Consider the following 17,564-nt stretch of genomic DNA (forward strand, 5'->3'; position numbering starts at 1 on the left):
CACCGTGAGCCATGGTCTCACGGTGACCTTCATAGGCCAATCTATTATTCGCCTATTACTTCTTTTCCTTTGTATTGACCGCATGATTTACAAATGCGGTGAGCCAATTTAATTTCGCCACAGTTAGTACAAGTAGTCATTCCCGGTACTTGCAATTTATAATGCGTACGGCGCTTGTTTTTAACTGTTTTGGATGTTCTTCTTTTTGGTACAGCCATCTGGGGCACCTCCTTACGTTCGCCTTATTCGTCCTTGGATTCAAAGAATTTTGCCAAACCGGCAAGTCTTGGATCCACTTTCGTTGCCATTTCCTCACGGAGTTTGGCATTGTACGCCTCGTCGGTTGTATATGACCAGCCTTGTCCTTTAGCTTCTTTCATGTCATCAGCATTAGGGCTGAAAATCTGAAGTGGCACTTCAAGGAGGACGAGCTCCTCAAAGACAGGGGTCAGATCGATAGTCTCTCCCACTACGGGATGGATTTCATCGTCTGCCGCGAGAATCGTTTCATCCCAGCTAAATTGTTCATCAGCTTCGATGACAAACGGTAACTCTACATCTTCCCATGTACGGGAACAAGGCAATGTCATTGTACCTTCAAGCCGGAATCGGCAGGTCAATTTCTTAGAACCGATTGTACAACTTCCGGTCACGCGGACAGGCGTAATATTCCGGATTTCCGGATTCCGTATTTTAACGGATTCAAGGTCGACAGCTTCGTCAAGCGGCATCGCACCTTGCCTGTATTTCTGTAATTGATGGATTGACCATTTCATGTCTATCACCTCAAGACAACAATGTTGATTATATAATGGGTGAAAAGGGATGTCAAGATATTTTCTTGTCACTTCATCAACCGCATAGGTATAATTACAATACATTGTAGCAAAGGAGTGACAACTTTGAAAGCAACAGGAATTGTTGTCGAATATAATCCGTTCCACAACGGACATTTACATCATGCACGACAAGCAAAAAATATCACCGGAGCAGATGTTGTCATTGCCGTCATGAGTGGCAACTTCCTGCAACGCGGAGAACCCGCATTTATTGATAAGTGGGCACGGACGAAGGCAGCCTTGGCTAACGGCGTTGACATCGTTTTTGAGCTTCCTTACGCATTTGCCACTGCAACTGCCCCAATCTTCGCGAAGGGCGCTATCCAGCTACTAGATGCTGCACAGTGCAGTGCTTTTTGCTTCGGCAGTGAGGACGGAGAGATTGGACCACTTGAAAGAAGCCTTCAACTCATTCAACAAACTGGCACTAGCTATGAGCAAACTGTAAAAGAAGCCGTCAGCCGAGGACTTAGCTATCCAAAAGCTTTAAACGAAGCCTATATAGCAGCTACCAAGTCTTCAGCAATTGAAGGAACGCTTGCTGATTTGTCAAAACCTAATAATATATTAGGCTTTCATTATATGGAATCGGCTCTTGCCATTCAGTCAACAATGACCGCCACAACAATTCCTCGTATTGTTGCGCAATATCATGAGGATGCAATTATTGGCAATCAAATTGCAAGCGCTACGGGAATTAGAAAGTCCTTTTTTGAATTAAACACCTTAGCAGCTGTTACAGATTTCATCCCACATATAACACGAGAAGTGCTCCTTGACTGGCAGTCCACACAGCAGTCATTCGGGCATTGGGCATCTTTCTATCCACAGCTACGTTTCACCATTTTGCGTGAAGGACCTGAACGCCTGAGGACGATTGCCGACATCACAGAGGGCATCGAGAACCTGCTGTACCGCGCAGCAGCCACTCACGAGACATTTGAAGGCTTCATGAGTGAAGTCAAATCCAAAAGGTACACCTGGACACGTATCCAACGTATGCTGACACATATTTTTACCGGCTTCACATCTGCTATGCGTAGGAACATGACAAGCCCTTCCTACCTGCGATTGCTCGGGATGACACAAGCTGGAAGACTTTATTTGAATGAACATAAAAAAAGGCTCAAGCTGCCTGTTATTAGCAAGGCAGCAGCCTTTTCAAATCCTTCTTTAACATTCGATATCCATGCATCGGATATGTATGCGCTTGGCATCAGCAACGGGACTTCCCGGTGCCATATCGGTGCCGATTACGATACACACCCGATTATAATCAAGTGAAATCAGATTATTTTTCTTCTAATCCTGCTAAATAATCCAATGCATCATCAATCGTTTTCACCGGCACGATTTTCATAGTCGTGCCTATTTTTTCAGCTGTTTTTACAGCTTCTTCATAGTTGGTGAGGATTCCTGGATTTTTCTCCCTTACTTCCTCCGGCAAATCATCGGCTGGTGCAAAGAAAATTTCTATACCTTTGCGTGACGCGGCAATGACTTTAAAATCAGCACCACCAATACGTCCAACAGTCCCATCCTCCAACATTTCTCCAGTTCCGGCGATATTATAACCTTTTGTTAAGTCTTCATCGAGTAGCTGATTCATAATCTCAAGTGTGAACATTAAACCCGCGGAAGGACCTCCGATATTCGAAGTTTGAAAATCAACTTTAGGATTCGTTGTCAGTTCTCGATCCTCTTCGAATTGGACACCAAGTCCCGCACGACCTTCACTGCCTGGAATCTCTTTCAAAGTAATGGTGATATCCCGTAGTTTATCGTCCCTTTCCACGGACAGCAACACTTCATCTCCAAGCTTTTTCTCGCCCATCAATGTAAAAAACTGGCCAGATTCTTCAAGAAGAACTCCGTCTACTGCATGAATTCGATCGCCCGCCTCCAGCACACCAGCCGCTGCACCTTCATCAAGTACCATCATGACAAAAATTCCATTAAATTTTATATCAACAGGCAGTTTTGCTTTGTCAAATGCAACAGTAATGGCGTTAAACTGTGAGCCAGACATCATTCTCTTCTGTCGGATATTGTATTCTGTATCATCTTCTCCATCTCTTCTCACTTTATTAGCGGGCAGGATTTTCTTCTCATCCGATAACTTCGCCAACGTATAAGAAAATGGCGTTGCCTTCGCAACAGAAATCGTCATGAGACTGAACGTTCCTTGATCATCCTGATCCCCATCCACCACTTCAACAAGCGGCTCTAAATTATACGCTCCACCCGGTTGCGATATATACGTGTCCATCGGGTAAACAAGTAAAATAGCCAAAATGACAAGCACTACGCCCATCAGACCAAGTCTTTTCTTTCTCAATTTAGGTGCACCTCCGTTAATAGCCTGTACTTTCTTAACATATATATAAGTGTAACATCGAAAAAAATGACTGACAAAAATAGTCTACTGGTTTTTGTAGTTTTTGAACCAGTCACTGAAAGGAGCAGGGTGCGTGGAAAAAGAAGTACATACACGCCTAACATATACTATAAATATCGCCGTCATTTGGGGACTCATCATTCTGTTTATCTGGCAACCTGGCATTGCACATGACGGTGCAGTAGCCGGCGCACAGCTCTTCATCCAGGCATTGCTTCCCTATTTACTGCCTTATATCATATTGACACAATGGCTATTAAAAATACCTGCCCGTACGCAAAAAATCTCTCAATGGCGTCGCTATATAAAAGCTTACGTACTTGGGTCATTTGGAGGTTTTCCCGTCGGAGCCGTTACTGTGACAGAAATGATGAAAAACGGTGAATTATCACGGCAACAAAGCGGCTTATTGCTCGCAGCATGCCATGCACCAGGACCGATGTTCATTATCGGTTTCGTTGGCACAGAACTTTTCGGAAACATTAGTGCAGGCTGGAAATTACTTGCGGCCATCCATATCGCAAATATCTTATTTTTTTTGGTCGCCTTGTTATTCCTTCTTCGCACCAATGATACTGATATCCTTCCTGTACAATCTATAAAAAAAGATGTTGGAATGCCATTACTTGATGCCATTAAAGAAAGTTCAACGATTATCATTCTTGTCGCAACAACCGTTATTTTCTTTTCCTCACTTGGAACGGTGCTGTCAACCATTGGAACGACTGCATTTTCAGTCGATACAGGTATTGCACAAACATTCGCCCTATCCTTTTTGGAAATGACATCAGGCGTTAAATCGGCAACGGACCATTTTTATAGTCTCGCCATATTCCCTTTTCTAATCGCGGCAATTATTTCCCTTAACGGACTCAGCATCCATCTGCAGGTTTTTATCATTGCAAAAACCGGCAATATCCCAATGTCCCCTTATGTCATTGGACGAATATGGAGCGTCATTTTCGTTCCCATTATCTTTTTTTTGATTTTTTAAATCAATTACGCCTCGGCGTAATTGTGTCAAAATCATCTGCTGAATAAAGATAAAAATGGTTATGGTGAAAAGCCACTTTCACCATAACCATTTTTCACGCCTCAAATTTCTTTTTCAACGCTTCTTCCACTTGCTTTGGTACTAGCTCAGAAATAGCACCACCATACTTCGCCACTTCTTTGACAATGCTTGAGCTCAAAAATGAATACTGATTATTCGTCATAATGAAGAACGTTTCGATACTTTCATCAAGCACACGGTTCATAGACGTAATTTGCATTTCATATTCAAAGTCTGTAACAGCCCGCAGACCACGAACAACAGCCGTTGCACCAATACTTTTCGCATAATCAATCATCAGCCCAGCTGATGCCTCAACTTTCACATTCGGAATCGAAGCTGTGACAACTCGAATCAGTTCTATTCGCTCTTCAGCGGTGAAAAGCGAATTCTTTGCTGAATTATTCATCACGACGACATTCACTTCGTCAAACACTCGCGCCGCTCGCTTGATAATATCAAGATGCCCATTTGTCAATGGATCGAAACTTCCCGGCACAACCGCAATTTTAGACATTAACGAAACCTCATTTCTCATAAATAGATACAGCGATATTTCCATACACTGAACTTTTAATTTTGTGATACTGACCGTATGATTCCGGTAATACAAATTGCTTGTCGTGCTCACAGACAATTGCAGCATTGTCCGTCAGCAAACCTGCCTCCGCGAAGTCCCTTGCCAACTCGTAAAATGCTGTTTCTGCGTAAGGAGGATCGAGAAAAAGTAGCTTAGCTTTTTTCTGAGTCGCCTGCAAGACGCTAACCGCATTACGCGCATCTGCCCGCTGAATATGTAACTGTTCCGTGAATCGACATTTTTCCGCATTGGCCTTAATAATGGCACACGCTTTAACATTTTTTTCGAAAACGAATGCCTCATCCACTCCCCTCGACAACGCCTCGAGGGAAAGAGAACCACTACCGCCAAATAGTTCAACAGCCACTCCCCCATCAAAGTAAGGCCCAATCCTATTAAAGATTGATTCTTTAACTTTGTCAGATGTTGGGCGAGTGTCCGTACCTGCTAATGACTTCAATGGAATGCCTTTCATTGTCCCTGCAACAATCCTCAATTGTTCATAGCCTCCTCTACTAGCGCTGACAAATTCACAATATTAATGGTATCTGCCGTCTTCTCAATATTGAGTAGGAATAATCGTTTAAACCAATTTTCTTCGAAGTAAATTTCGCCTGCAAACTCCTCAAACGGCATCATTGTAACATCAAATTTCCGTTCATTATACACGTAGAACAACTCTTTTTTCGGGAATCTAAACTGTCTGCTCTCACTTTCAATATAAATGGACTGTTCGTTCGTTGTAACAGAATAGCCTGCAAGACTTAAAATAGTCTTTGCTGGATAAAGTGTTTTTCCATCTTTCAAAATGATACCAATATCCGCCTGACTCGTCCCATCTATTTGAATTTCACGAGGATCTTCGAAAAGAAACGGCTTATCCATTGTTTCATCTTGCATAGCTGTCTTGAAATAAGAGGTCCTAAATCCCGTCACTTCTCCAACTAAGTCGTCCAAAATTGCCGCTGTCATTTCCTGCCCTGATCTAGTGCCGAGCAACTCTTGCAATTGTCGCAGCTCTTCTTCCGTAAGTACCTCAATCAGTTTCCCATAGGCTTGACGAGATTTTTTCATTCCCGTCACCTTGTCTCCTAAAATCGAAGCTGTCAATTCAGCAACCATACGTTCTTTAGCTGGTATTGAAAAACGAGCATACATAGCAGACGTTAGAAATAGATCAGATACATGATCTACATCCGCATTTGCTGAAACAATAAACCGCTCTGAAGTGACCTCTGGATGCGTACTATCGATAACAATTGTCGAGTGACTGGCATCGATTGCTTGGAGCGCCTCATCAATCGGTTCGAACTGGTCACTATTACCAGTTGTTCCATATACGTCAAGCTTTTTTCCCGCATAGACAAGAGGCAAACGATTTTGTTGCCAATACAAATCCTGAATCTCTTCTGATCCGCGGAACAATGTATAGTCGATAAGTTCCATTTCTTTAGTACCCACTTGTTTCAAGCCATTGACCCACATCCCACCATTCCCTGTTTCATCGGTCATATGGAATAACGTAGACGTTGCTGAAGCGCCATGCAACTCAGCAAATGGCTCATTAAATAACACCGTTTTTTTCATGGGCTCTTCTTTCAATATTTTATACGAAATTGATTGATTGCCATTGTCACCATCCACAAAGGCTGCCAAACTTTCGTCCAACCGATCACAAGAAGTTTCATCAGCCGGATAACATGCACGCTCCGTGCTTGCTTCAGGCCACACAATCTCATGACGCCCTTGCGACAAGTTAGTAAAATGATGCTGGACATACAAGGCGTCTGAGCGGTTCAGTACTTCAATTTCCTGCTGGTATGTTGTGATTTTAGATTCCTTGGCGACAACATTTCCTGCCTGTTTATAATGCATATAAACAAGAAGCGTGTTGACAATGAGTAAAAGGACAACCGTCCTTGCAATAAATTTCAAGTTCTACACCCCTATGCATGGTATAATTGATGTAATTTAGAAAGGTAGTGTTTATGTATGATTTTAAATCAGCAATTTATAGAGCTAGGTGAAGGCTTTGGTGATATTTACGAATTATGTGAGCTTATTAACACAAATAGTAGCCGTTTACACAGGACATTCATCCTAGCTGCACCAACACCATCTGGCCATGCCTTATCACTCGCAGTAGCTCTTGAACCTGCAAACGAAGGTTTCTTCATGCCCGTGTACATTTGCAGAGAAGGTATTATCCAAAATGATGCGACTAAATCAAAACGTAGATTGCTCTTTGAAGAAGCTGCTGAAAAGGCCGGTAGTATACCTGTTTATATCGAAGTAAAACATTCTACAGAGTTCGCTGAACGGGTCCTATTCTTTCAGTACGTGACAGGCATTCTACGTCTCAATCATCTGCTCCCACCTTTACGATAAGCCTTATAATCCAGCCTTATAATCATATTCTTTTGCCTTATCTGGTTTTGCATTTTCATATTCAGTTTTGACATATGGCCGATAAGATGGCAATACTTTTTTCACCGATGGGAGGCGTTCTATTTTACTAATGACTGTATCGATCTCCTCCTTATTGCAATAAAGGACAACATACTTCATTTTACGTGATATATAATGTACATGACCATACTTTCGAAATGATTTTGCTTGTTTTAAATGTTGAAGATAGACGATAATTCCTTGACGTTCGACCATAGATTTCCCCTCTTTCCTTATCCCATACAATACCATAGGAATGCAAAACTAGGCAATAAGTTCATGCATCCTAGCTACACTTGCTGACAGCATCATTCTTTTGCCTTATAATAAAAAAAGCATATGTAAATGAGGAGGATTCTTAATGGGGAGAAAAACAAAAGTGGCCCTTACAGTAGGCGCGGCAAGTGTTGCTGCATGGGCAGCTTCTAAAGTTGTCGCAAAACCGATTCCGCGTGAAGGTAAAGATGCACTTGCCTTCAATAAACCAGTCATTCTAGCTCATCGGGGTGGTCATTCCGAAGCACCCGAGCATACACAAGCCGCTTTTTCAAAATCTGCTGAACTCGGCGTACATGGATTTGCGGTCGATATTCGATTAACCAAAGACGAAGAGATTATTATTTTTCACGATGAATTCACAGATCGGACGACGGACTTCTCTGGAAGAGTTGCCGATTACACACTCGCCGAACTAAAAAAAGCCGATGCAGGCTATCGGTTTGAAGATGAGACCGGTCACTATCCCTATCGAGGATTAGGCGAAGCCATTCTTAGCCTACGTGAGCTATTAGAAAATTTCCCTCATATGTTAATTGCCATAAACCTAAAAGACTCTCCAGATACATACGAGGGAAGTTTGATGCCCTCAAAACTTTGGAGACTACTTGATGAACTCGGGGCTGAGGACCGTGTTGCTGTGACGAGCTCCTATGATGAACAGACGGACCGGTTTAACTTGTACGCCCAAAACCGCGTAGCAACTGGGGCAGGCGATAGCGAAGTAAAAAAAGCCTATGCCGCCTTTACAAGTAAATTGGGGCATCTATACAGCCCACGTGCCGATTTGTTTGGTATTTCAGAAAAACTAGGTGTATTCCCACTTGGCACTGAAGGTTTTATCCAGTTCCTTAAACAATTGAATATTCCCGTTTACTTTGAAGATGTTACAGATAAAGATGCATTCGTCAAACTGTTATCCATTGGTGCGAGCGGTTTCATCACAGATCGACCGACTTTAGCAATGGAAATTATTCAAGAGCATATAGGTGAATAAGAAAAGTGGAAGGTGCCTAGACAATAAAGTAAAAAAAAGGTTACATATGTATCGACTTTCCGATGCATATGCAACCTTTTTTTATATTGATTTTATGCAGAACACGAACAGCCTCCGCCAGTGCCACAACCGTCACCGCAAGACGAACCAGTAGAAAATGCACTTTCGGCTGGTACCTTCACCGTGTCTGAAACCGATTTGGCCACAATCGAACCAATTTGATCGAATAGATATTGGACATCATTCTCAGCCAATCGAAGTGCAGCAACCTGCTCATTCATATCGAGCTCACGTTTTTGGACGCGAATACTCTTCATCACTATATTATAATCCGGATGATATCTTCCGAACCGTTGAACTTCCTCATATCGTTCCTTCATAGCTGCAAACGCCTGAATTTCTGCAACTAGCACAGCATCTGAATAGACATCATTATAAGCCTTGCGGTACTCTGCTACCACTTCTGAAGATAGCAACATATCAGCCAATCCTTCAGCCTGCTCAATGATGGTCATCCACTCGCCGGTCATCATCATACAATGATCCCCTCCCATCATTGTATATCATACCAGATGAGTAAGCCTGCATGCACCTAAGGATGTTTGATTTCTTCAATCAATTGCGCCTTGGCGTAATTGCGTTCAGATTTTTTTCGAGCTTGCTCGAAAAGCTCCCCTAAAAATCTGTGACATCCGCCGGAGGCTTAACTTAATTCAGCTTGTTTTTGAACCCTACTGAATTCGGAGGAGACTATGCATTTATCCCGCCACTTATAGAAATGGGGCACTTCTGCTGAATTCAGTTAAAATCTAAAAAGGTTTTCTCAAAGAGTGCACGCTTAGCTTCTTCATAATCAGAAAATGGGACTAGACCATCAGCCATATGTTGCGTTTTTTCATGACCCTTTCCAGCAATGAGTACAATATCTCCTGGCGCTGCACTGAAAACCGCCTTGCGAATCGCATATTTCCGATCTAGCATTACTTCGACAGCTGAACAGTCACCTCCGAAACCCGCCAGTATGTCTGTAATGATTGCCAAGGGATCTTCGTTTCTTGGATTGTCTGATGTCACAATCACATTGGCTGAATATAAGACGGCAAGCTCCCCCATTTCCGCCCTTTTCCCCTTATCACGCTCCCCGCCGCAGCCAAAAACCGTTATCAACTTGCCATAACAGGAATTGGAAAGTGTACATAACACTGCTTGGAGCGCATCGGGTGTATGTGCATAATCGATATAAACCCTTACGTCGTCCCGCTCAAGCTGTTGTAACCTTCCCTCCGGCAGTTCCAACAGATGACAGTATTGTACAATGTCATCAAGCTGATAACCAAGGAGAACAAGTGCATGAATAGCGGCTAGTGCGTTCAGATAATTATAGCGTCCCGGAATTAAAAACTTCTTTTCCAAATCTAATACATGAACACCTACAGACGAATCCATTCCAAAATAAACTACAGGAATCGTCAAGTCCTCAACCATTTGCACACATTGTTCATCTTCCTTATTGACAATCATCGCATCGACCATTTGGCCTAATCTTTTTTTCGCATGCATATAAGCCAATTTTCCACCATGCTCTTCATAATGATCCGTTCCAATATTCAACAATATGCCAATATCTATTTCACAATGAGCTAAACGATGCGCGGCCAATCCAAGTGAGGAGGCTTCTAGCACAACATGCGTAACGCCCTCCTCCTCACATTTCCTCAATAATGGATGAAGGTATTCAGCAGGTAACGTTGTCATTTGTGGGCTATCATCATCCATTTTAATCCCATCGATAAAAATACCTGTCGTACCGATAACAGCTGGACGATTGCCAAAGTACTTCAATAATTGACCGATGAAATGGGTCACTGTTGTTTTACCATTCGTTCCAGTCACTGCAATCACTTTCATTCGCCTAGCAGGATAACCGGCAAGTTGGGCACTTGCATGTGCTATGAATAATCTACAATCTGGCACGATGACGATAGGTATATCTGTCGGCAATGCAGCCAAGTCTGTCCGGTCAATCACAATTGCTACAGCACCTCGTTCAATCGCTTGTTGCATATAAAGCGTTCCGTCATGCCGCCCGCCCTTCCTTGCGACAAAGACAAATCCTTTCTTTACCCTTAATGAATTTTCGGTAATCCCCATGACAGATGCTCTAATTTCGCCCCCACTAACCGTGCAAGGCCAGTCTTTTAAAAGCTCCGTTAATAGCAGCACCACTCTCCCCTTCCCGAACATTTTCTGCGACAGCGAATATATTGAGAGCGAACATACTTTATCGTATGAAGAAAGCGCAATGAACGTCACGAAGAAAGTTGGGAGCCTTTATGATTATCCAGAAATTCGGTGGGGTTGCGATGCAAGATGAAGTGATGAGATTGAATTGTATTGATCATATAAAAAAAGGGCTACATGAGTTCGACAAAGTTGTCGTTGTTGTATCCGCAATTGGGCGCTATGGTGATCCCTATTCAACTGACAGCCTTCTACAACTTACCGATGCCTTCTCATCCTCTACGGCAGCAAGTGATCTTGTAGCGTCTTGCGGAGAACTAATTGCAGCAGCGGTATTATCTGCTGAATTAGCACGCGCAGGCGTCACCAATACCATCCTTCACGGTGTCAATGCCGGTATATGGACTGCTGGGAATTTTGGTGATGGCACCATTCGTCAGATCGATACGACATCGATTCTTGAAAGTCTTGAACTGACTCGCTGTGTCATCATTCCTGGTTTTCAAGGAATAGACGAGGGTGGTCATGTGATGACACTAGGAAGAGGGGGCAGTGACTTAACCGCTATTGCACTAGCAGGAGCACTCCATGCCTCACATGTAGAATTCTTTAAAGACGTACCTGGCGTCATGACACATGATCCACGCGAAGTCGAGAATTGCCACAAGCTAGATGTGTTAAAAATGGATGAGTTTCTCGTGCTGCTTGACTGCGACAGACCTATTATTCAAAAGCGTGCAGCACTTCATGCTATAAAAACAGCGACACCCCTGTATATAAGAGGTATCGCTAGTTTAGAGTCCGGAACGTGGATTCTTCCTTAGGCAGCCCTGACAATTAGCGCTGCCTTTTTTCTTCTATCGTCATACGCACAAAAATTTGGGTATAATACTTGCTATACGCACCTGTACCAAGATGCGTGAAATTCTTATCAAGCAAGACATCACGGTGTGAAGGCGAATTGAGCCACCCATGGACAGCTTCTATCGCATCTACATAATTGGACGCAATATTCTCTCCTGCTTTACGATGTTCAATTTCCGCTTCTTTTAACCGATTGGCAAGATTGCCAGCGTCCGGTGATTCATGCGAAAAGTAATTTTCCTTCGCCATATCTTCACTATGTTTATGGGCTACCTCACCCAAATAATAATTACCGAACAATTCGTTCACGTCATGTTTCTTTCGATAGACATTCGTTAGCTCAAAAATTTGTCGTTCCATTGCCCGGTCCACTTCCATTTGAATCGTTGATGAAGGACGATGCGGACTAACGATTTCCCCCATATAAGCCATATCATATGGCTGATGAAGAACAAGCGTAATCGGATCGATAAAACGTACAGCTTCCAATACTTCATCAACAGCATCGATGTACAACTGTGCATAGACCCCCTCATATTCAATCAACAACCGGGTTTTCACGTCGTCCCCATTCAATGTAAACGTATAAATACTGTCATCTACCTGCGCAGCTACTTCCGTCTCCACAATTGTAGAACGATAAATATCTTGCACATTCTGCCCTATTGTAAAAGGAGCTACATTGGAAGCTACTTCTGCTGTGTAAATTTGATTTACTTGCCCGTCTACTATCCCCGCCATGAATTGTAAATCTGTCGCATAAATCCACCAATCATAGCCATAATCAGATGGCTCAATTCTAGTCGGTTTACCCATTTCATCCACTAGCTTATCCACCGATTGTCCAACAAATAAGGATAAGCCCACTTCGGGTCTTGCTGCTTGTACTGTTGCCAAGCCTTCCCCTGTTCCTGGTACAGGTATGGCTGTTCCATGCTTCACCGGTGATTCGAGCGGTTTATTTTCCTTCACCCGATCATTCATACTATAAAAAAGCACTAAAACAATGACTAAGAGGAGTGCTATTTTCCAAAGTACTTTCATTTTTCGCACCGCCTTCAAAAATAAGTAGTTTAATCTATTCACTTCTATGCCATCCTTAAACATAATTCCTTCTTTCATTATACTTCGTCAAGTAGAGAAAAATGTTGAGATTTGTCTTATTCATTATACGAATTCACAAGTTAGACAATGACACAATGTTGTCATTGCAACTACTGACGATTTGTTCTATTATTAATAGGTATAGGGAATTGGCTGAACGATATATAAGGAGGACATGAACTATGTATATTGAAGATACAGGCATCGAAAATATGGTTGTCGACTTATCAGTACTTGATGAAATTATGCTAAAACACAACCTGATCCGTGCAGGTCAGTGGGACTATGAAAGAGCAACATTCGATAAGAAATATGTCATCAAAGAAGGTACATATTATTTGCGCGTCTTTACTTACACAATTGATGGCGACGTTGATTCACGTCATGCAGATATGATTCTTAAAAAACCAGTTATCGGTAAGCATTATTATCCACATGGCGTAGAATATGGTGAAGATGAACACTTCCCAGCAAGCCTTGTTAAAGACTGTGTTGCAACATTAAAAGCTGTACACGCTGAACTACTACCATACAACCTAAAAAAATAATCGAGTAATGAGAAGCCAAAGACTTTTAATAAAGTTCTTCGGCTTTTTCTATTCCACAAATCCCTTACCAATTTTTCCTCTCCCCACTAATGAATCATCTACATGTTGGGTATAATTGAATTATACATGGATCAATTACGCCTTGGCGTAATTCAACTTCTGTAGTGAATACTCTGGGGGAATGACCTTTGACAAAATGGCTCACAAAACGTAATTTTATCATCACACTAAGCATAGTCTTCATGATTTTAATTATCATCTTTATTATTCCTGTTTCAATCCCTCTCATTCTTGCACTTCTTACTGCAATACTAATCGACCCGCTCGTTAAACTCACAGAAAAAAAATGTAAATGGAATCGAAAAATATCTGTCACCTCCATTTTCATTTTTATCCTTACAGTTACCGCCTTTGCACTTTATTACATCGTTACCCAATTAATCGGCAAGATTATAAAGTTCATAGAAGCAGTACCTGATTATTTAAATTCATTGTCAGGTTTATGGATCGATAGTCAAAGTAAATTGTTTCAATACACTTCCGTATTACCCGATGAAGTCATCAAACCTATCCGAAAAGAATTCAAAGATATATTTGAAGCGATGCGTGAATCCATTCTAAGCTTACTAAGTTATGAGAAGGTTATGGTGCTGATGACTGAAATTCCAAACTTTCTCATCAGCTTCACTGTTTTTTTTATCGCTTTGTTCCTCTTTATGCTCGAATTACCTGAACTGAAAAAAATGTTATTTAGGCACTTGACGACGTCAACCGCAGAAAAAGTTCGCTATATGATTACAAACCTCAACTCCGTTATTTTCGGTTTCATAAAAGCCCAACTGTTGATGAGCTTTATTATCCTGGCGGTCACATTCGTTGGCCTTCTTTTAATCATACCTAAGTATGCAGTTATGATGTCTCTTGTAATTTGGATTATCGATATCATTCCTATACTCGGGTCCATTGTTATCCTGGCACCTTGGTCATTGTATCTATTCATAAGTGGAGATATTGCAACTGCTACGAAATTGGCGATTCTAGCTGTCATCCTACTCATCGTCGGCAGAACTGTCGAACCAAAAATAATGGGTTCCCAAATTGGGTTATCACCACTTCCAACACTAATTTCTATGTTCGTTGGATTGAAACTGATGGGCTTCCTTGGACTTTTCATCGGCCCACTTATCATTATCTTATTTACAACAGCACGTGAAGCTGGAATTATTAAAATGAATTTTAGAATCTAGGTCCGTGTGAATGAAGGCAAACGAAGTTGGGACGTTTGTTTTTCGGCTTCAATTCAAAAAATAGTACACCTAAATGTATTTTTTAAGGTATAATCGTTTGTATAACTAAAAATTCATACTATATGGAGTGAGTAATTTGACGCAAACGATTCAATCCGTCTACAACTTTAACGCAGGCCCTTCAGCACTTCCTTTAGCCGTTCTGGAAAAAGCGCAAACGGAACTGATCAATTTCCGTGGTACCGGTATGTCTATCATGGAGCTGAGCCATCGTAGCAAGCCTTATGAAGATGTACATAATCAAGCAATTGAACGCCTAAAGAAACTCTATTCAATTCCAGAAAATTACGAGGTCCTGTTCCTACAAGGTGGGGCAAGCCATCAATTCTCAATGATTCCTATGAATTTTTTGCAGTCTGGAAAAAAAGCGGGCTATATTATGACGGGCGTTTGGGCAGAAAAAGCATTTTCTGAGGCTAAATTATTTGGTGAGCCCTACGAGGTTGCTAGTACAGCAGCCGACAAGCACAACCGAATCCCTAAGTTGAATGAACTAACATTTAACGATGATGACGCTTATATTCACATCACAACAAACAACACCATTTACGGTACCCAGTGGAAGGACCTTCCCGATACAGGAAACGTCCCGTTAATTGCCGATATGTCTAGTGATATCATGTCCAAGCCGGTAGATGTGAGCAAGTTTGGCCTTATTTACGCAGGTGCCCAAAAAAATCTGGGGCCTTCTGGTGTAACGGTCGTCATTATCCGTAAAGATTTGTTGGAAAAAGGGAATCCCAACATCCCAACAACATTGAAGTACACGACACATGCCGACAGCAACTCGCTGTACCATACTCCTCCTACTTTCGGGATCTATATGCTTGGTGAAGTACTGGGCTGGATTGAAGAATCTGGTGGGGTAGAAGCCATCGCACAACGTAATGAGGAAAAGGCGAAACTAATCTATGATGCTATCGATAACAGCAATGGTTTCTATCAGGGTCATGCGCAGTTGGAAAGCCGCTCTCTTATGAACATTACGTTCCGTCTAGCTGATGAGACATTAGAGAAAAAGTTTTTGGCAGAGGCAAAAGATGCTGGCTTTGTTGGTTTAAATGGTCACCGCTCCGTTGGCGGATGCCGGGCATCAACATATAATGCCGTTCCTTTGGAAGCTTGTAAAGCGCTTAGTGAATTTATGCTTCAATTTCAAAAGAACAATCAGTGATAGACAAAAAGAGAAGGCGCTTATCCATCTGGGTAAAGTGCCCTCTCTTTTTTTTATTAAAGAAAAAAACAGCTTGGGAAGCAATGATACTTCTCCAAACTGCTTTATAATTTAAATGTCCTTTTAAGCGAGCAATTTACAGTCCAAAGATGGCCTTAAAGACTGATGTCGTCTCTCCACTCTCATAAAAAACATAAAGTAACAAATAGACAGCAACACCCGTAATCGCTGTAAACAACCAAATAACACTTGCTGTAGGACCCATTTTCCGGTGTTTGACCAAGTTATTCTTCAATCCTGCGTGAATTGTTATTCCTCCAAGTACTGCACCTGTCGTCGCAAGACAGATATGAAAAACGAGGAAAATCGTATAATACACCTTCAAATAATCTGGACCACCAAATGCCGTATTACCTACAAAAATGCTTCTTGACATATAAATAATCAAAAAAAGAATCGCTGAAACAGCTGCTGCCAACATCATTTTTTTATGTGCTTCAATGTTCTTTTTTCGAATAAGATTCCAGCCAATGACTACAAAAATAGCCGATAGGACAATTAAAAATGTACTGATTGTAGGCAGTAATGGCACAGTCATTCGCTATATTCCCCTTTTCAGACAAATTCATCTTAACCAGAGGAAGGTTGAACTCCCTCTGACTCAAGTTACAATTGGTGTTCTTGCAACGCTAATCTTTGCTGCTCTAGATCTACTAGAGCTTTTTTTGTAATTTCTTCTGCGTTATCTTGTTCTTCCTTATACCATTTTATAAAAACACTACCGATAACAAAAACATAAACAATTTCTTGTATGACTTTCATAAGAATTCCACCTAGTTGCTGATCCGTCAATGTCTCCATATTCGTAAACAATTCAGGTCCTGAAATTCCCAATCCAGATAACCCTGCCAGCGTACCAGCAGGCACACATAATGCCATTGCTTTCAGCCATGCTTCCCCACTCTGATACGTTTCATAGACTGGAACATCAACAAAAATAATCAGTGAACAGGCTGGCGTGATAAAAATAGCACTTAAAATAATATAACCAATTTTTTTCAGTCCATGAAGCTTTGGTTGTCCCTCTAACGTATTAATAACGGGCCACCAAAACAACATCGCTGCTAAAAATAACGTAATCGTAAAAATAGTATGCAATGGTGCGCTCAGTTTTACACTATCCAAAATAATGGGGATATGATAAATCGAAAACATTCCGATAAATATAATTAGGCTAATAACTGGTTTTGTCAGCACACCAATAATACGAGCAAGTATTTTTATATCAAAAACTTTTTTCCACATCCAGTTAGGAATCCCGATAATTAGTAACGGAGCTACTAGAAGTAATAATAACGCCATTTGCACCATATGCATTGTAAATAAAATATGGCCCATTAAATCGACAGGTGATCCCTTTACCGCATATAGTAAAACCATTGACAATAAAAACAACAGGAATTGCTTACGTGTGAGTGATTCAGTTCCTTCAAATCGATGACGCATCTTTGTTGCAAGAAATATATACAACGCGATGCCGATTAGTATTATTAGTAAAAACCATGGACTCCATAATGCACGAAATCCAAATATGCTTAGAGGCATCATATTATAGTTGCTCCTTTCTAAATAAGTCTTGTTCTATTATAAAACGAATAACACCTTAACTCAATGTACGAACTATGACATTTGATCCATGAACCTCCCGCCACTTAAAACGATTCGTTTTTGAAG

General features: G+C 41.5%; 20 protein-coding genes. 8 read left to right on the forward strand and 12 right to left on the reverse strand.

The annotated features are described in order from the left end of the window. Positions 1-44: 44 nt before the first annotated feature. Positions 45-218 (reverse strand): 50S ribosomal protein L32, encoded by a 174-nt coding sequence (rpmF, locus tag N1I80_RS16785; RefSeq protein ID WP_179391303.1) that lies wholly within the window; start codon positions 216-218, stop codon positions 45-47. 24 nt (positions 219-242) lie between these two features. Then, positions 243-776: a YceD family protein gene (locus tag N1I80_RS16790; protein WP_340738986.1), complete on the reverse strand. Its 534-nt coding sequence runs from the start codon at positions 774-776 to the stop codon at positions 243-245. A gap of 117 nt (positions 777-893) precedes the next feature. Here N1I80_RS16790 and N1I80_RS16795 point away from each other — a divergent pair, with 117 nt between their 5' ends. Beyond that, positions 894-2,123 carry a nucleotidyltransferase gene (locus tag N1I80_RS16795; RefSeq protein ID WP_340738987.1) on the forward strand — a complete coding sequence of 410 codons (1,230 nt, stop codon included), beginning with the start codon at positions 894-896 and terminating at the stop codon, positions 2,121-2,123. A 7-nt stretch (positions 2,124-2,130) separates the two neighbouring features. Here the strand turns inward: N1I80_RS16795 and N1I80_RS16800 are convergent, their stop codons facing one another. Then, entirely contained in the window at positions 2,131-3,177 is a 1,047-nt protein-coding gene (locus N1I80_RS16800; protein WP_340738988.1) for a SepM family pheromone-processing serine protease, read from the reverse strand. Positions 3,178-3,310: 133 nt separating this feature from the next. On the opposite strand from N1I80_RS16800, the gene N1I80_RS16805 reads away from it, so the two are divergent. Then, positions 3,311-4,231, forward strand: a complete 921-nt coding sequence (locus N1I80_RS16805; protein WP_340738989.1) for a hypothetical protein — start codon at positions 3,311-3,313, stop codon at positions 4,229-4,231. 94 nt (positions 4,232-4,325) lie between these two features. Here the strand turns inward: N1I80_RS16805 and coaD are convergent, their stop codons facing one another. From coaD to N1I80_RS16820, 3 genes are read right to left on the reverse strand one after another with little or no spacing between them, the layout of a single operon-like run. Continuing rightward, positions 4,326-4,808: a pantetheine-phosphate adenylyltransferase gene (gene coaD / locus N1I80_RS16810; RefSeq protein WP_340738990.1), complete on the reverse strand. Its 483-nt coding sequence runs from the start codon at positions 4,806-4,808 to the stop codon at positions 4,326-4,328. Between the two features lie 10 nt (positions 4,809-4,818). Then, the gene (gene rsmD, locus N1I80_RS16815) at positions 4,819-5,367 is read right to left on the reverse strand and encodes a 16S rRNA (guanine(966)-N(2))-methyltransferase RsmD (protein ID WP_340738991.1); all 549 of its coding nucleotides are present in this window, start codon (positions 5,365-5,367) and stop codon (positions 4,819-4,821) included. Continuing rightward, the gene (locus N1I80_RS16820) at positions 5,364-6,806 is read right to left on the reverse strand and encodes a hypothetical protein (protein ID WP_340738992.1); all 1,443 of its coding nucleotides are present in this window, start codon (positions 6,804-6,806) and stop codon (positions 5,364-5,366) included. The genes rsmD and N1I80_RS16820 overlap by 4 nt, the downstream gene beginning before the upstream one ends. A gap of 57 nt (positions 6,807-6,863) precedes the next feature. Between N1I80_RS16820 and N1I80_RS16825 the strand changes: the two genes are divergently transcribed. Further along, positions 6,864-7,259, forward strand: coding sequence for a DUF7147 family protein (locus N1I80_RS16825; RefSeq protein ID WP_340738993.1), 396 nt, complete (start codon positions 6,864-6,866; stop codon positions 7,257-7,259). A gap of 3 nt (positions 7,260-7,262) precedes the next feature. On the opposite strand, the gene N1I80_RS16830 is transcribed toward N1I80_RS16825, so the two are convergent. After that, on the reverse strand, positions 7,263-7,535 hold the full coding sequence (locus N1I80_RS16830; protein WP_340738994.1) for a YlbG family protein: 273 nt from the start codon (positions 7,533-7,535) through the stop codon (positions 7,263-7,265). A 145-nt stretch (positions 7,536-7,680) separates the two neighbouring features. Between N1I80_RS16830 and N1I80_RS16835 the strand changes: the two genes are divergently transcribed. After that, entirely contained in the window at positions 7,681-8,592 is a 912-nt protein-coding gene (locus tag N1I80_RS16835) for a glycerophosphodiester phosphodiesterase family protein (RefSeq protein ID WP_340738995.1), read from the forward strand. 92 nt (positions 8,593-8,684) lie between these two features. On the opposite strand, the gene N1I80_RS16840 is transcribed toward N1I80_RS16835, so the two are convergent. Both N1I80_RS16840 and N1I80_RS16845 read right to left on the reverse strand, forming a co-directional pair. Further along, a complete protein-coding gene (locus N1I80_RS16840; protein WP_340738996.1) occupies positions 8,685-9,128 on the reverse strand; it encodes a YlbF family regulator in 444 nt (147 codons plus the stop codon). A gap of 262 nt (positions 9,129-9,390) precedes the next feature. Then, complete coding sequence (locus tag N1I80_RS16845) at positions 9,391-10,815, reverse strand: UDP-N-acetylmuramoyl-L-alanyl-D-glutamate--2,6-diaminopimelate ligase (protein WP_340738997.1); 1,425 nt, start codon at positions 10,813-10,815, stop codon at positions 9,391-9,393. 110 nt (positions 10,816-10,925) lie between these two features. Here N1I80_RS16845 and N1I80_RS16850 point away from each other — a divergent pair, with 110 nt between their 5' ends. Further along, the gene (locus N1I80_RS16850) at positions 10,926-11,657 is read left to right on the forward strand and encodes an amino acid kinase family protein (protein ID WP_340738998.1); all 732 of its coding nucleotides are present in this window, start codon (positions 10,926-10,928) and stop codon (positions 11,655-11,657) included. Between the two features lie 13 nt (positions 11,658-11,670). Here the strand turns inward: N1I80_RS16850 and N1I80_RS16855 are convergent, their stop codons facing one another. Then, complete coding sequence (locus N1I80_RS16855; RefSeq protein WP_340738999.1) at positions 11,671-12,741, reverse strand: CAP domain-containing protein; 1,071 nt, start codon at positions 12,739-12,741, stop codon at positions 11,671-11,673. A gap of 242 nt (positions 12,742-12,983) precedes the next feature. Here N1I80_RS16855 and N1I80_RS16860 point away from each other — a divergent pair, with 242 nt between their 5' ends. The 3 genes from N1I80_RS16860 (at position 12,984) to serC (ending at position 15,830) form a co-directional block, all read left to right on the forward strand. Beyond that, positions 12,984-13,349, forward strand: a complete 366-nt coding sequence (locus tag N1I80_RS16860) for a YugN family protein (RefSeq protein WP_340739000.1) — start codon at positions 12,984-12,986, stop codon at positions 13,347-13,349. 188 nt (positions 13,350-13,537) lie between these two features. Then, complete coding sequence (gene ytvI, locus N1I80_RS16865; RefSeq protein WP_340739001.1) at positions 13,538-14,596, forward strand: sporulation integral membrane protein YtvI; 1,059 nt, start codon at positions 13,538-13,540, stop codon at positions 14,594-14,596. A gap of 136 nt (positions 14,597-14,732) precedes the next feature. Then, complete coding sequence (gene serC / locus N1I80_RS16870) at positions 14,733-15,830, forward strand: 3-phosphoserine/phosphohydroxythreonine transaminase (RefSeq protein WP_340739002.1); 1,098 nt, start codon at positions 14,733-14,735, stop codon at positions 15,828-15,830. A gap of 136 nt (positions 15,831-15,966) precedes the next feature. Here serC and N1I80_RS16875 read toward each other — a convergent pair whose 3' ends face one another. Both N1I80_RS16875 and ctaG read right to left on the reverse strand, forming a co-directional pair. Continuing rightward, entirely contained in the window at positions 15,967-16,428 is a 462-nt protein-coding gene (locus N1I80_RS16875) for a DUF420 domain-containing protein (protein ID WP_340739003.1), read from the reverse strand. A gap of 68 nt (positions 16,429-16,496) precedes the next feature. After that, positions 16,497-17,438 carry a cytochrome c oxidase assembly factor CtaG gene (gene ctaG, locus N1I80_RS16880; RefSeq protein ID WP_340739004.1) on the reverse strand — a complete coding sequence of 314 codons (942 nt, stop codon included), beginning with the start codon at positions 17,436-17,438 and terminating at the stop codon, positions 16,497-16,499. Between the last annotated feature and the right edge of the window lie 126 nt (positions 17,439-17,564).

It is taken from the genome of Sporosarcina sp. FSL K6-3457 (assembly GCF_038007285.1).
In the GTDB taxonomy this organism is placed as follows: domain Bacteria; phylum Bacillota; class Bacilli; order Bacillales_A; family Planococcaceae; genus Sporosarcina.

Coding starts and splice junctions, on each gene's coding strand:
- N1I80_RS16790 (WP_340738986.1), bottom strand. CDS start 776: ATGAAATGGTCAATCCATCAATTACAGAAATACAGGCAAGGTGCGATG.
- ctaG (WP_340739004.1), bottom strand. CDS start 17,438: ATGATGCCTCTAAGCATATTTGGATTTCGTGCATTATGGAGTCCATGG.
- N1I80_RS16825 (WP_340738993.1), top strand. CDS start 6,864: ATGATTTTAAATCAGCAATTTATAGAGCTAGGTGAAGGCTTTGGTGAT.
- N1I80_RS16850 (WP_340738998.1), top strand. CDS start 10,926: ATGATTATCCAGAAATTCGGTGGGGTTGCGATGCAAGATGAAGTGATG.
- N1I80_RS16835 (WP_340738995.1), top strand. CDS start 7,681: ATGGGGAGAAAAACAAAAGTGGCCCTTACAGTAGGCGCGGCAAGTGTT.
- N1I80_RS16830 (WP_340738994.1), bottom strand. CDS start 7,535: ATGGTCGAACGTCAAGGAATTATCGTCTATCTTCAACATTTAAAACAA.
- N1I80_RS16860 (WP_340739000.1), top strand. CDS start 12,984: ATGTATATTGAAGATACAGGCATCGAAAATATGGTTGTCGACTTATCA.
- N1I80_RS16875 (WP_340739003.1), bottom strand. CDS start 16,428: ATGACTGTGCCATTACTGCCTACAATCAGTACATTTTTAATTGTCCTA.
- rpmF (WP_179391303.1), bottom strand. CDS start 218: ATGGCTGTACCAAAAAGAAGAACATCCAAAACAGTTAAAAACAAGCGC.
- coaD (WP_340738990.1), bottom strand. CDS start 4,808: ATGTCTAAAATTGCGGTTGTGCCGGGAAGTTTCGATCCATTGACAAAT.
- N1I80_RS16840 (WP_340738996.1), bottom strand. CDS start 9,128: ATGATGATGACCGGCGAGTGGATGACCATCATTGAGCAGGCTGAAGGA.
- N1I80_RS16855 (WP_340738999.1), bottom strand. CDS start 12,741: ATGAAAGTACTTTGGAAAATAGCACTCCTCTTAGTCATTGTTTTAGTG.